Genomic DNA, 13,376 nt, shown 5'->3' on the forward strand with positions numbered 1-13,376 from the left:
ACCCGATAGCCGTGAGCAAGGACCTCTCCCAGTCCGCGTACGACCACCTGTGGATGCACTTCACGCGCATGTCGTCGTACGAGAAGGCCCCCGTCCCCACCATCGTCCGGGGCGAGGGCACGTACATCTACGACGACCAGGGCAAGCGCTACCTGGACGGCCTCGCCGGCCTCTTCGTGGTGCAGGCCGGGCACGGCCGGGTCGAGCTCGCCGAGACCGCCTTCAAGCAGGCGCAGGAGCTCGCGTTCTTCCCGGTGTGGTCCTACGCCCACCCCAAGGCCGTCGAGCTGGCCGAGCGTCTCGCGCACCACGCCCCGGGCGACCTGAACAAGGTCTTCTTCACCACCGGCGGCGGTGAGGCGGTGGAGACCGCCTGGAAGCTCGCCAAGCAGTACTTCAAGCTGGTCGGAAAGCCCACCAAGCACAAGGTCATCTCCCGCGCGGTCGCCTACCACGGCACCCCGCAGGGCGCCCTGTCCATCACCGGCCTGCCGGGCCTGAAGGCCCCCTTCGAGCCGCTGGTGCCGGGCGCGCACAAGGTCCCGAACACCAACATCTACCGCGCCCCGCTCTTCGGCGACGACCCGGAGGCCTTCGGCCGCTGGGCCGCGGACCAGATCGAGCAGCAGATCCTCTTCGAGGGCCCGGACACCGTCGCCGCCGTCTTCCTGGAGCCCGTGCAGAACGCGGGCGGCTGCTTCCCGCCCCCGCCCGGCTACTTCCAGCGCGTGCGCGAGATCTGCGACAAGTACGACGTCCTGCTGGTCTCGGACGAGGTCATCTGCGCCTTCGGCCGGCTGGGCACCTACTTCGCCTGCGACAAGTTCGACTACGTGCCGGACATGATCACCTGCGCCAAGGGCATGACCTCGGGCTACTCCCCGATCGGCGCGTGCATCATCTCCGACCGCCTGGCGGAGCCGTTCTACAAGGGCGACAACACCTTCCTGCACGGCTACACCTTCGGCGGCCACCCGGTCTCCGCGGCCGTGGGCCTGGCCAACCTCGACCTGTTCGAGCGCGAGAACCTCAACCAGCACGTCCTGGACAACGAGGGCGCCTTCCGCTCCACCCTGGACAAGCTCCACGACCTGCCGATCGTCGGCGACGTCCGCGGCAACGGCTTCTTCTACGGCATCGAACTCGTGAAGGACAAGCACACCAAGGAGTCCTTCAACGACGAGGAGACCGAGCGCGTCTTGTACGGCTTCCTGTCCAAGGCGCTGTACGACAACGGCCTGTACTGCCGCGCCGACGACCGCGGCGACCCGGTCGTCCAGCTCGCCCCGCCGCTGATCTCCGACCAGTCGACGTTCGACGAGATCGAGCAGATCCTGCGCGCCACCCTCACGGAGGCGTGGACCAAGCTCTGACGCCCCGGCGCTCCGATCGTCTGCCTGGATGATCAACACCGGCCCCGGTGCCGCCCGTTCGAGTGAGAAACGGCGGCCCGGGGCCGCGTGCTGTCCGGCGTCCCGCCGCCTTCTGCCTAGCGTGCCCAGTGACCGATCGGCCCTGCCTTCGTTCCCCCGCACGGGGGATGGCACGGGAACTACGGATCTGAACCGAGGTGTACGCGCATGGAGGCCCCGCCGGACAACGACGTGCTCTGGGCACGCGCCCTGCACTTCCAGCACGACGACGGCTCGCCCGCGCTCTGCGGCGTCTCGCTCGGCGTGCGAGAGGGCGAGATCCTCGCGCTCAGCGGCCCGCGCGGCAGCGGCAAGACGACCCTGCTGCGGTGCCTGTCCGGCCTGGTGCCCGTCCGGCGCGGCGAGGTCTGGTTCAACAGCGTGCCCGTGCACACCATGGGCGCCCTCACCCGCGAGCGGCTGCGCCGCGACCGCTTCGGCTGGATCGACCCGGCCCCCTCCCTCGTCCCGGAGCTCAACGTCTGGGAGAACACCGCCCTGCCGCTGATGCTGCGCGGCACCAGCCGGCGCCGCGCCAAGACCGCGGCCCTGGAGTGGCTGGAGCGCCTGGACATCGGCGACAGCGCCCGCAAACGGCCCCACCAGCTGGTGCAGGCCGAGCGGCAGCGGGTCTGCATCGCCCGCGCGCTGGCCCCCGCGCCCTCGGTGCTCTTCGCCGACGAGCCCACAGCGCCCCTGCACCGCGCCGACCGCGCCCAGGTGCTGCGCACCCTCACCACCGCGGCCCGCTCCCACCGCATCACGGTCGTCCTGGCCACCCACGACGCGGAGACCGCGGCCCTCGCCGACCGCACGGTGTCCCTGCTCGACGGCCGGCGCGTGCAGACGGTGCACCTCCCGCCGGTCGCCGAGACCAGCGAGCCGGAAGGCCGGGCCGCGTGCTCGCTCTCCGTCTGACCCGCGGCGCCCACCCCGCCGTCCAGCTGCGCCGTCTCCTGGTCGCGGCCGCCTCGGCGGGCACGGGCTTCCTGCTGCTCTGCGCCCTCGGCTACGCGCTGGCCCACCCCGGCGCCCCCGGTTCCGCCGCGCTGCGGCTGGCCTGGTGCGCGGCCCCGCTGGCCGCCACGGTGTACTTCGCGGTCGCGGTCGCCCGTACCGATCCCGGTACCAAACCCCGCGCCGCTCTCTCGGCGATCGGCCTCGGCCCGGTGCGCATGATGGCCGTCTCGGCGACGACGACGGCCCTGTCCTGCACGCTCGGCTCGATGCTGGCCCTGCTCGTCTTCCTGCACCTGCGGGGCGACGTGACGGGCATGCCCTTCGACGGCGCCGCCGCCGAGTCCCTCGCCGCGGGCCTGCCCCTGCCGCTGCCGGCCGCCCTGACCCTGCTGTCGCTCGTGCCCGTCGGCGCGTCGGTGGCGGTGGCACTGGCCCTGCGGCCGCGCGAGGCGGGGCCCACCGGGCCCCGGGCGCCCCGGACGTACGGCCGCTTCGGCGCGTACCGGCGCACCAGCACCCGCGAGACGTTCGGGGCGTACGGCCGGTTCGGCCGGCAGATCGTCCGGCCCACGGTCGGCCCTGCCGCCGAGCCCGCCGCGAAGAGCGGACCGCCGGCGGCCCGGACGAGCGGGTCGGCCGCGGCGGCGGTCGCGGGCCCCGGCGGGACGGTGAGCGCGGTCGCGGATCCTCAGGCCGGGGTGCCGGACCACACGCACGCCGGACCGGCTGAGCCGGCCACCCCGGAGACGGCCGCGGGGAGTTCGGCCGGGGACCCGTCCCGGCTCCCCACGGCCCCCCACCCGGCCTCACCGGAGGCCGCGGCCGCGAGCGCCCGGGCCGGTGATCCCGCACAGTGGCTCAGCCCCCGCGCGGCGGCGCCGGACGCGGCAGGCGCCATCAGCCCCGCCGGGGCCCTGGCCAGGCACCCGGGCCCACCTGCCGCGGCCCCCTACGACGTCACCGCCCCCGACGCGGCCCTGCCGGACACCGTCGCCGCCCCCTCCGGTCTGCCCTGGGGCATCACCGTGCTGGCCGCGGGCCTGGCTGTGGAGAGCTACACGAGCCGTACCGCCCCCACGCCTCCCGACCTGTCCTTCTCCGGTGCCTCCCCCGGCGTGATGGCGGGCTGGGCGCTGGCCGTCGTCGGCCTGGCCCTGGCCGGTCCGGGCCTGACGCACCTGTGCGGACGGCTGCTCCAGTCGGCCCGCCCCGGCGCCCGGCGGCTGCTGGCCGGCCGCATCCTCATGGCGGAGTCCGTCCGCATCGGGCGCCCCCTGGGTGTCGTCTGCGCGGTCCTGTCCGCCGCGTGGGCGATGGCGCTGCTGCACGCCCCGGACGGGCTCTCGCTCGGCCCGCTCACCACCCTCGGCGTGCTCCTCGTGACCGGCTGCACCACGGCCACGCTCCTGACGGCCGCCGTCGAGGCCCGGCAGGCCCGCGCCGGCACCACCGCCGCGCTGCTGCGCCTCGGCGCCCCCGCCACGATGCTGCGCAGCGCCGCCGCCCTGCGCGCGGGCGCCCTGCTCGCCCTGTTCGGTCCCCTCACCCTGACGGTCGCGGAACTGGCGGCGCTGCCCCTGGCGCGCTGAGGCCGCGGCCCCCGCCGGAAAACTCGTAAGAAAAGATCTCCGTACCGCGATGAGTTCCGGACCGGCCCACGGTCTATCCCGCGTAACGACACGGACGTGATGGGAGAACCTCGCATGTACCAGCAGATGATCTTCGTGAACCTGTGCACCGGCGACCTCGGCGCCTCGAAGAAGTTCTTCACGGAGCTGGGCTTCACGATCAACGAGCAGTTCAGCGACGACACGACGGCCTCGGTCGTGATCAGCGACACCATCGTGGTCATGGTGCACACCAAGGAGAAGTACCTCCAGTTCACCAAGAAGGAGATCGCGGACTCCACGAAGACCAGCGAGGTGCTGATCGCGCTGAGCGCCGAGAGCCGCGCGAAGGTCGACGAGCTGGTCGAGAAGGCGGTCGCGTCGGGCGGTTCCGTCTCGGGCGAGACCCAGGACCACGGCTTCATGTACGGCCGCGCCTTCGACGACGTGGACGGCCACACCTTCGAGGTCGTGTGGATGGACCCCGCGGCCGTCCAGGGCTGACGGCGTGCGGCCTAGCATGGGCGGGTGCAGACGATGCCAGCCCATGCGGCCCACCACGACGACCGTGAGATAGAGAGCATCGAGGAGTTCGACGCGACCGTCTCGGCGCGCGGCACCCTCGCCGGATACCGCGTCCAGGCCGTCGACCTGACGGACCGTACGCGCGAGCTGCTCACCAACGACACGGCGGGCGCGGTCTTCCTCGGCTGCGCGATGCGCGAGGACGCGGACGCGAAGGTCCGGGCCGACGGCGCCCTGGTCTTCCCGCCGGTCCCGGGCCTGCCCTTCGACCCGTTCCGCGGCCTGGTCTACTCCCCGGACGAACTGTTCGCGTCGCTGGCCGAGGGCTACGAGGCCACGCCCGACGCCCTCGCCTACGCCTGGTTCCAGCGCACCAAGGCCGACCGCGACATCTACGCGTCCATGCTGCGCTCGGTCCACGACGACTCCGTCTCGGACGCGCTCGACGAACTCCTGTCCGGCGCCCGGGTCGTGGGGGTCATGGGCGGTCACGCGATGGCCCGCGGCACCGAGGAGTACGCGGGCGCCGCACGGCTCGGCCGGGAGCTGGCCCGCGCCGGCTTCACCGTCGCCACCGGTGGCGGTCCGGGCGCCATGGAGGCGGCCAACCTCGGCGCCTACGCCGCCCCCTTCGACGACGAGATGCTCACCGAGTCGCTCGAACTCCTCGGCAAGGCACCGCACTTCACCCCGTCGATCACCCAGTGGGCCTCGGCCGCCTTCGAGATACGCGCCCGCTGGCCCCAGGGCGGCCGCTCGGTGGGCATCCCGACCTGGTTCTACGGCCACGAGCCGCCGAACGCCTTCGCCTCCCACATCGCCAAGTACTTCGCCAACGCCACCCGCGAGGACGGCCTGCTGGCCCGGTCGAACGCGGGTGTGGTGTTCCTGCCGGGCGCCGCGGGGACGCTGCAGGAGATCTTCGACAACGCGACGCCCAACTACTACGAGTCGCGCGGCGAACCCACGCCGATGGTGCTGGTGAACCGCGTGCACTGGACGGAGAAGCTGCCCGCGTGGCCGCTGCTCCGGTCGCTGTCCGCGGGGCGCTCGATGGAGGCCCGGATCGCGTTGGTGGACCGGATCGAGGAGGCGCCGGAGGCCTTGAAACGTCTCGGCGGTTAATAAGAAGGCAAAGCAAGTGCTTGCAGCCTGCATATGCGTTGACACTACTTATGCGGCGCTTATAGACCTGTGAGCCTCACGGTAGTGCTGATGTTCAGTCAACACTGCCTCAGCCCCCCGCTTTAGCAATCCTGTAAAGGACAAACGTGGCAGTTCTGTCCGTATCCCGCCGCGCACGTGCCGTGCGCGTCCTCGGTGTCGTCTCCGCCTCGGCCGCGCTCGCGCTCGGCACCGCGGGCAACGCGCTCGCCTGCGACATCACCGAGTTCTCCGCCGAGGCGAAGTGCGATGGCGACAAGGGCGTCATCACCGTCACCGACGTCGACCCCGCCGGCATCCCGGCCACGGTCACCGTGTACCTGCAGAACAACGGCGCCGACGCGAAGAAGGTCGGCACGCAGGTGGTCAAGGGCTCGCGCGAAGGCACCACCATCACCTTCGCCGACGACTGGAAGCCGAACGCCGAGTACCGCATCCACGTCAAGGCCGCCCGCTACGTGGACGAGGACATCAAGCCGAACCTCGTCACCCCGGCCACGGCCTGCAAGAAGGAAGAGGAGAAGCCTCCGGCGACTCCCCCGGCCACGCCGGCCCCGTCGGCCTCCCCCTCGAAGCCGGCCGAGGAGACCGACACCCCGGTTCCTTCGCCGTCGGAGAGCGAGAGCAGCACCCCGGCGGGCAACGCGCCCGCGCCCGCGGCCGGTGACTCCCACCTCGCCGAGACCGGTGCCGACTCCAACACCGGCATCATCGCCGGTATCGCGGCGGCCCTGGTCGTCGTCGGTGGCGGTGCGGTGTTCTTCGGCATGCGCCGTCGTGGGGCGAGCAACAGCGACAGCTGACGCCCGCCCGTCAGCGCCCGGTGGTGGCCCGTCCCTCTCGTGGGGGCGGGCCATCGCCTGTTCCCGGCCCTAGCCGAAGGTCGCCCGCTCCAGCCAGAACTCCAGCAGTTCCCGCACCCTAGGCAGCTGCCGATCAGTCGAGCACCACGATTTCGGCCGCGTCGAACTCCACCCCGACCTCGTCGCCGGGCTCCGGCGCCGCCCGTAGTGCGCACGCCGCCTCCAGGCGCGGGGCGTCCTCCGGCTGGAGGCGGACGGCGACATGAGTGCCCTTGAAGGTGCGCGCGGTCACCGTGCAGCGCAGGCCCGTACCGGCGGGCGACAGGCGCACACCGGCGGGCCGCACCAGCAGGGTCCGCGTGCCCTGCGGGGCATCCTCCGGCACCGGCACCTTGCCCCACGGCGTGTCCGCGGCCTCCGCCCCGACCGTCGCCTCGACGACGTTCTCGAAGCCGAGGAAGCGGGCCACGAACGCGTCGGCCGGCCGCTGCCACACCTCAAGAGGCGTACCGGACTGGGCGATCCGTCCGTCCCGCATCACCACGACCCGGTCGGCCAGCGCGAAGGCCTCCCCCTGATCGTGCGTCACGGCGAGCACGGTGGTGCCCAACCGCCCGAACAGTTCCTTCAGTTCGACGACCAGCCGTTCCCGCAGCGACCGGTCGAGCTGTCCCAGCGGCTCGTCCAGCATCAGCAGCCGGGGGTTCGGCGCGAGGGCGCGGGCCAGCGCCACCCGCTGCTGCTCCCCGCCGGACAGCGCGGCGACGGCCCGGCGGGACGCGCCCGGCATGCCCACCAGGTCCAGCAACTCCTGCACCCGCTCGACCTGTCGCCGCTTCTGCCCACCGTGCATCCGCAGCCCGAACGCCACGTTTCCGGCCACGTCCCGCTGCGGGAACAGCTGGTGGTCCTGGAACATCAGCCCGACCCCGCGCCGGTGCGCGGGCACACCCGCCTGGTCTCGGCCGTCGAGCACCACTCGCCCGGAGTCGAGGGGTTGCAGCCCGGCCACCGCCCGCAGCAGGGTCGACTTGCCGCTGCCACTGGGCCCGAGCACGCACACGACCTCGTGCTCGGCGACTTCCAGATCGACGGCGTCCAGCACGGCACGCCCGCCGAAGCGGACCGTGGCGCCCTGCAGGGCCAGCAGCATCAGAACTCCCCCGTCCGGTCCGTGCGGAGCCTCTCCAGTACCAGCAGGGCCACCGCGCACACCATCATCAGAATCGTCGAAAGGGCCATCGCCTGGCCGTAGTTGAGTTCGCCGGGCCGCCCGAGCAGCCGGGCCACGGCCACCGGCAGCGTCGGGTTGTCGGGCCGTGCGATGAACACCGTCGCGCCGAACTCGCCGAGGGACACGGCGAAGGCGAACCCGGCCGCGATCAGCAGCGCCCGCCGTACCATCGGCAGGTCCACCTCCCGCCACACCCGCCAGGGGGAGGCCCCGAGCACCGAGGCCGCCTCCCTCAGCCGCACGTCCACCGCGCGCAGCACGGGCAGCATCGTCCGCACCACGAACGGCACCCCGACCAGCGCCTGCGCGAGCGGCACCAGGATCCAGGAGGACCTGAGGTCCAGCGGCGGCTCGTCGAGGGAGATCAGGAACCCGAAGCCGACGGTCACCGCGGACACCCCGAGCGGCAGCATCAGCAGGGCGTCGAAGCCGCGCACGAACCGTCCGGCGTCCCGGCGGGTGAGCGCGACCGCGGCGAGACCGCCGATCGCCACCGCGATGAGCGTGGCGGCGACGGCGTACGACAGGGAGTTGCCGATCGCCTCGATCGGCGGGACCAGGAACACTCCGCTGTCTCCGCTGGTCAGCGCCCGGTAGTAGCCGAAGTCCGGCGCGCCCAGGGACCGCTGCACCAGCACGGCGAGCGGCAGCACGAGCAGGACGGCGACGGTGACGAGCACTCCGCCGAGCAGCGCCCACTCCCCCGCGCCGCGCGGCCGGCGGGCGGTCACCGCGGCGTCCACCAGCCGCAGCGTGGTCTCCCGCCGCCGCACGGTCCAGGCGTGGACCGCGAGGATCGCGCCCACCGCGACGAACTGGATGAGGGTCAGCACGGCCGCCGTGGACAGGTCGAAGATCTCCGAGGTCTGCCGGTAGATCTCCACCTCCAGAGTGGAGAAGGTGGGCCCGCCGAGGACCTGCACCACCCCGAAGGAGGTGAAGGTGAACAGGAAGACCATCAGCGCGGCGGCGGCCACGGCCGGGGCGAGCGCGGGCAGCGTGACCTGCCGCCAGGCCTTCGACGGCGACGCCCCGAGCATGCGCGCGGCCTCTTCCTGCCGCGGGTCGAGCTGCGCCCAGAGCCCGCCGACGGTCCTGACGACGACCGCGTAGTTGAAGAAGACGTGCGCGAGCAGGATCGCCCACACGGTGGTGTCCAGCCGTACGCCCCACAGCTCGTCGAGCAGCCCGCCCCGCCCGACGAGCGCCAGGAACGCCGTACCGACGACGACCGTCGGCAGCACGAACGGCACGGTCACGACCGCCCGCAGGACCTGCTTGCCCGGGAAGTCGAAGCGGGCGAAGACGTACGCGCCGGGAAGAGCGACGAGCAACGTGAGCGCGGTGGAGACCACTGCCTGCCAGGTGGTGAACCACAGCACGTGCCGGACGTCGGACTGCGCCAGCACCTCCCCGATCCGTCCGAGGTGCCAGGTCCCGTCGGTCTTGAGGCCGCGCGCGACGATCGCGGCGACGGGGTAGGCGAAGAAGACCGCGAAGAACGCGACGGGCGCGGCCAGCAGACCGAACCGCGCCGCCGCGCCCCGCGTCCGGGCGGCTACTTCAGTACGAGTGAGGTCCACGACTTGACCCACTGGTCACGGTGGTCGGCGATCTTCGCCGGGTCCATGGTCTCCGGGTCCTTCGCCTGCGGCCCGTACTTCACGAACTCCGGCGGCACCTGGGCGCCCTCGCGCACCGGGTAGACGAACATGTTGAGCGGCATGTCGTCCTGGAACGGCTTGCTGACGAGGAATTCGAGGAAGGCCTTGCCGCCCTTGGTGTTCTTCGCGTTGCTGAGCAGCCCGGCGTACTCGACCTGCCGGAAGCAGGTGCCCTCGGCGACCCCGGTCGGGGCGGCGGTGGGCTTCGGCTTGGCGTACAGCACCTCCGCGGGCGGCGAGGAGGCGTACGACACGACGAGCGGCCGGTCGCCCTTGGCCTTCTTGCCGCTGCTGGAGCCGGAGAACTCCTCGTTGTAGGCCTGCTCCCAGCCGTCGACGACCTTCACGCCGTTGGCCTTGAGCTTCTTCCAGTAGCCCTCCCAGCCGTCATCGCCGTACTTCGCGGCGGTGCCGAGCAGGAAACCGAGACCGGGCGAGGAGGCGGAGGCGTTCTCGGTCACCAGCAGGTTCTTGTACTGGGGCTTGACCAGGTCGTCGAAGCTCTTCGGCGGCTCCAGCTCGTGGTCGGCGAAGTACTTCTTGTCGTAGTTGACGCAGATGTCGCCGGTGTCGATGGGCGTGACCCGGTGCTGGTCCTGGTCGACGCGGTACTCGGCCTTGATCGTGTCGGAGCCCTTCGGCTCGTACGACTGGAACAGCCCGTTGTCGAGCGCCCGCGAGAGCAGCGTGTTGTCGACGCCGAAGAAGACGTCGCCCTGCGGGTTGTCCTTGGTCAGGATGGCCTTGTTCACGGCCTGCCCGGCGTCGCCGTCCTTGAGGACCCTGACCTTGTAGCCGGACTGCTTCTCGAAGGCCGCGATGACGTCCTCGGACGCGGCCCACGAGTCGTGGCTGACCAGCGTCACGGTCTTGGAGTCGCCGGACCCCTGCCCGCCGCCGGACGACTCCCCGCACGCGGCGAGCGTGCCGGCCATGCCGAGCCCGACGACCGCCGCCGTCAGCCGCTTGATGTTGTTACCCACTGGATTCCTCCTGGAGTGACCAGGAGAAGACGCGGCCCCGCCCGGGACTTCCGTGGTCCCGGGCGGGGCGCAACAGCTCGAGTGATGACCGATCTCCCTACCCAGAATGACCTGGGCCAGGTTCGGAGGGTCTGCGGCCCTGTGCCGCACTCTCAGCGCTGTGGCGCTCCCCTGTCGGAATATGCAGATGTTCTTACGGCGGTCAGACTACCGTTCGGTGGCCGCGAGCTGACCACACGCCCCGTCGATCTCCTGACCACGGGTGTCCCGGATCGTCACCGGCACACCATGGGCCGCGATGGCCTCCACGAAGGCCTTCTCGTCCTCGGGCCGCGAGGCGGTCCACTTCGACCCGGGCGTCGGGTTCAGCGGGATCAGGTTCACGTGCACGGGCTTGCCCTTGAGCAGCCGCCCGAGCCGGTCACCCCGCCACGCCTGGTCGTTGATGTCCCGGATCAGCGCGTACTCGATGGACAGCCGGCGCCCGGACTTGGCGCTGTACTCGAAGCCGGCGTCCAGCACCTCGCGGACCTTCCAGCGCGTGTTCACGGGCACGAGGGTGTCGCGCAGTTCGTCGTCGGGCGCGTGCAGCGAGATGGCGAGGCGGCACTTGAAGCCCTCGTCGGAGAACCGGTGGATGGCGGGGACGAGGCCGACGGTGGAGACGGTGATACCGCGCTGCGAGAGCCCCACGCCGTCGGGCTCGGGGTCGGTGAGCCGCCGGATGGAGCCGATGACCCGGTTGTAGTTGGCGAGGGGCTCGCCCATGCCCATGAAGACGATGTTGCTGAGCCGCGCAGGGCCGCCGGGAACCTCCCCGTCCCTCAGGGCCCGCATGCCGTCCACGATCTGGTGCACGATCTCGGCGGTGGACAGATTCCGGTCCAGCCCGGCCTGCCCGGTAGCACAGAACGGGCAATTCATCCCGCACCCGGCCTGCGAACTGATGCACATGGTCACCCGGTCCGGGTAGCGCATCAGCACGGACTCGACGAGCGTCCCGTCGAACAGCCGCCACAGGGTCTTGCGGGTGGTGCCCTGGTCGGTCGACAGATGCCGCACGACGGTCATCAGCTCGGGCAGCAGGGCTTCCTGGAGCCGCCCCCGGGCGCCGACCGGGATGTCGGTCCACTGCTCCGGATCGTGCGCGTACCGCGCGAAGTAGTGCTGCGAGAGCTGCTTGGCACGAAACGGCTTCTCCCCGACCGCGGCAACGGCCTCCTTGCGCTCGGCAGGAGTGAGATCGGCGAGATGCCGCGGCGGCTTCTTGGCTCCGCGGGGGGCGACGAAAGTGAGTTCTCCGGGTGCAGGCATAACCCATCCAGTGTGGCAGATCAACTCCGGTTGCCCAGGCCAGAACGGGGTGGGGACGGTCACCCGTGATCGCCGTCTGTCGTCGTTGGTCTACCTCGGACGGCCCAGAGACGGCCCAGAGGGCGATCGCGAGTAGGGCCGCGACTCAGCCCGAACCTGTGAGGCGCGCTCTGACCGTGCGCCCCTTTCGCAACGCGCGCCCCCCTTGCGTATCACGATCACTGCGTGGACCCTTGCTCTTCCATGTAGTCAACACTTACGGGCCTGGGGGGACCATGGCTACCCGTCTGGGGACTGTCGCTTTCTTCGAGATCGTGCGCGCCAAGGATTCACTGAATGCGCGAATGCAGGAAACGGACTGGCAGGTATTCCTCGGCAACTTAGAGAGAACACCTGCCGCCGATCGAATTTCGACCCATCGCAGTGACAGTTTTATTGGGCAGGCAGTTAGAGCAGAAGGACGCCTGCATCTTCTGGTCGGCAGGATAGGTGCCAGCGAACTTCAAACCGTCGACCTCGATCACGGACACATCGAGGATATACGCCTCGAAGGCAACAAAGGCACGATTGACACAACGACCGTATCCTTCCTGGAATACGGAAATATCATTGGGATCCTCCAAGGGAAACCGGGATCCCCAAGGGCAGCCGCCGTTCAACGTTGGCTCAATTCCTGCCAGATCGCGAACGACGAGATCGCACTATGGCCGGTCATCGGAAACAACGTGTGGGAGAAGCTGGAAAAGGCAGAAGCCGTACATAGCTTTGAGTTCAGCTATCGGCCGAGCCCAGCGATCGCTCCGCCGGATGGCGAAGGGCTAGCCAGTTTCGTGCGGCTAGGTGACTCCAGGTACCCAGACCATCGCATCACCCTTAAACTCGAAGTTCCAAAAAGAGGCGGACCCGGCCCGGTAGCCAGGCTACGCGGACAGAGAAGACTCCAAAGCGACATTCAATCACTGATGTCAGAACTGGGGTATTTGGAGGGTCCGACGGGAGTAGACAGGGCGCAGGCGCTGGTAACCCTTCCCGGGGAGGAAGGCGAAGCGGGGGACGAGCCCCTGGACTTCATCAAGCATCACATCACAGCCAAGTGCCGAGTTGAGATCAGTCACGCCGATGGACGCCCCCGCTATGAGGCGAGCGTGGCCGCAATCATGCAGGTAGCCCAGGAGAAGCGGCGCGACCTGAAGGCCGCTGTCGGTGCCGGCCAGTAGAGTCGGCCACCTCCACGTTGGGGGGTGATGCCGTGTCGCATTTCGGATCTGCAGTGCGTCGACTAAAGGACGCATGGAGCGAGGTACCTGGGTTTGATTGGGTTCTAGCCGCTATGTTCGTGGGTGGCCATTTAGGTGCCGCCCACTGGGCATCATGGCCAGGGATCATAGAGGGATTGCCAGCCGACCGACGGAAGGACTTATACACGACAGCCGCCTCAGTATCTGCTCTAGTCGGCGGCTTCGGAACCGCCGCAATAGCACAATACGCAAGTTCACACGGTCAAGATATGCGCGAATTGCGCAGACGCTTCGGTACCAGCCTTAGAAAGAATTGGCTAAGCATTCTTACCGGCATGCTGGTAATTTCGGCGGGATGCCTTCTACTGCTAGTGCTGGACCGGGCTAAGTCTGCCGGATACACGGGATGGCTCATAGAATTCCTGCTGCTCCTAGGCTCGGCTAGGTCTATCAGGCTTGTGTGGCTTTTCAA

11 protein-coding genes and 1 riboswitch are annotated in these 13,376 nt (G+C 70.1%); of the genes, 7 read left to right on the forward strand and 4 right to left on the reverse strand.

The genetic code is table 11. The features are described from left to right. The first annotated feature begins 5 nt into the window (after positions 1-5). From ACZ7EG_RS29280 to ACZ7EG_RS29305, 6 genes are all read left to right on the forward strand, one after another. Positions 6-1,373, forward strand: coding sequence for an aspartate aminotransferase family protein (locus ACZ7EG_RS29280; protein ID WP_471085703.1), 1,368 nt, complete (start codon positions 6-8; stop codon positions 1,371-1,373). Between the two features lie 207 nt (positions 1,374-1,580). Beyond that, positions 1,581-2,330 (forward strand): ABC transporter ATP-binding protein, encoded by a 750-nt coding sequence (locus tag ACZ7EG_RS29285; protein WP_471085231.1) that lies wholly within the window; start codon positions 1,581-1,583, stop codon positions 2,328-2,330. Continuing rightward, the gene (locus tag ACZ7EG_RS29290) at positions 2,312-3,961 is read left to right on the forward strand and encodes a hypothetical protein (protein WP_471085234.1); all 1,650 of its coding nucleotides are present in this window, start codon (positions 2,312-2,314) and stop codon (positions 3,959-3,961) included. The genes ACZ7EG_RS29285 and ACZ7EG_RS29290 overlap by 19 nt, the downstream gene beginning before the upstream one ends. A gap of 114 nt (positions 3,962-4,075) precedes the next feature. After that, positions 4,076-4,483 carry a VOC family protein gene (locus ACZ7EG_RS29295; protein ID WP_471085237.1) on the forward strand — a complete coding sequence of 136 codons (408 nt, stop codon included), beginning with the start codon at positions 4,076-4,078 and terminating at the stop codon, positions 4,481-4,483. Between the two features lie 24 nt (positions 4,484-4,507). Then, entirely contained in the window at positions 4,508-5,629 is a 1,122-nt protein-coding gene (locus tag ACZ7EG_RS29300; protein WP_471085240.1) for an LOG family protein, read from the forward strand. Positions 5,630-5,784: 155 nt separating this feature from the next. Further along, positions 5,785-6,471 (forward strand): LAETG motif-containing sortase-dependent surface protein, encoded by a 687-nt coding sequence (locus ACZ7EG_RS29305; RefSeq protein WP_471085705.1) that lies wholly within the window; start codon positions 5,785-5,787, stop codon positions 6,469-6,471. A 133-nt stretch (positions 6,472-6,604) separates the two neighbouring features. On the opposite strand, the gene ACZ7EG_RS29310 is transcribed toward ACZ7EG_RS29305, so the two are convergent. The 4 genes from ACZ7EG_RS29310 to rlmN all read right to left on the reverse strand — a co-directional run bounded on the left by ACZ7EG_RS29310 (position 6,605) and on the right by rlmN (position 11,666). Continuing rightward, positions 6,605-7,624, reverse strand: coding sequence for an ABC transporter ATP-binding protein (locus ACZ7EG_RS29310; RefSeq protein ID WP_471085243.1), 1,020 nt, complete (start codon positions 7,622-7,624; stop codon positions 6,605-6,607). Then, positions 7,624-9,225 carry an ABC transporter permease gene (locus tag ACZ7EG_RS29315; RefSeq protein ID WP_471085708.1) on the reverse strand — a complete coding sequence of 534 codons (1,602 nt, stop codon included), beginning with the start codon at positions 9,223-9,225 and terminating at the stop codon, positions 7,624-7,626. The genes ACZ7EG_RS29310 and ACZ7EG_RS29315 overlap by 1 nt, the downstream gene beginning before the upstream one ends. A 38-nt stretch (positions 9,226-9,263) precedes the next feature. Beyond that, positions 9,264-10,304 (reverse strand): thiamine ABC transporter substrate-binding protein, encoded by a 1,041-nt coding sequence (locus tag ACZ7EG_RS29320; RefSeq protein WP_471085711.1) that lies wholly within the window; start codon positions 10,302-10,304, stop codon positions 9,264-9,266. Between the two features lie 124 nt (positions 10,305-10,428). Beyond that, a riboswitch (TPP riboswitch) is annotated at positions 10,429-10,535 on the reverse strand. 24 nt (positions 10,536-10,559) lie between these two features. After that, on the reverse strand, positions 10,560-11,666 hold the full coding sequence (gene rlmN, locus ACZ7EG_RS29325; RefSeq protein ID WP_471085246.1) for a dual-specificity RNA methyltransferase RlmN: 1,107 nt from the start codon (positions 11,664-11,666) through the stop codon (positions 10,560-10,562). A 275-nt stretch (positions 11,667-11,941) separates the two neighbouring features. Between rlmN and ACZ7EG_RS29330 the strand changes: the two genes are divergently transcribed. Then, entirely contained in the window at positions 11,942-12,883 is a 942-nt protein-coding gene (locus tag ACZ7EG_RS29330; RefSeq protein ID WP_471085249.1) for a hypothetical protein, read from the forward strand. The last annotated feature ends 493 nt before the right edge of the window (positions 12,884-13,376 follow it).

The organism is Streptomyces sp. NPDC037100 (assembly GCF_055606225.1).

What these genes read in the sequence shown, in the direction of transcription:
- ACZ7EG_RS29295 (WP_471085237.1), top strand. Translation starts at nt 4,076, where the DNA reads ATGTACCAGCAGATGATCTTCGTGAACCTGTGCACCGGCGACCTCGGC.
- rlmN (WP_471085246.1), bottom strand. Translation starts at nt 11,666, where the DNA reads ATGCCTGCACCCGGAGAACTCACTTTCGTCGCCCCCCGCGGAGCCAAG.
- ACZ7EG_RS29320 (WP_471085711.1), bottom strand. Translation starts at nt 10,304, where the DNA reads ATGGCCGGCACGCTCGCCGCGTGCGGGGAGTCGTCCGGCGGCGGGCAG.
- ACZ7EG_RS29310 (WP_471085243.1), bottom strand. Translation starts at nt 7,624, where the DNA reads ATGCTGCTGGCCCTGCAGGGCGCCACGGTCCGCTTCGGCGGGCGTGCC.
- ACZ7EG_RS29285 (WP_471085231.1), top strand. Translation starts at nt 1,581, where the DNA reads ATGGAGGCCCCGCCGGACAACGACGTGCTCTGGGCACGCGCCCTGCAC.
- ACZ7EG_RS29330 (WP_471085249.1), top strand. Translation starts at nt 11,942, where the DNA reads ATGGCTACCCGTCTGGGGACTGTCGCTTTCTTCGAGATCGTGCGCGCC.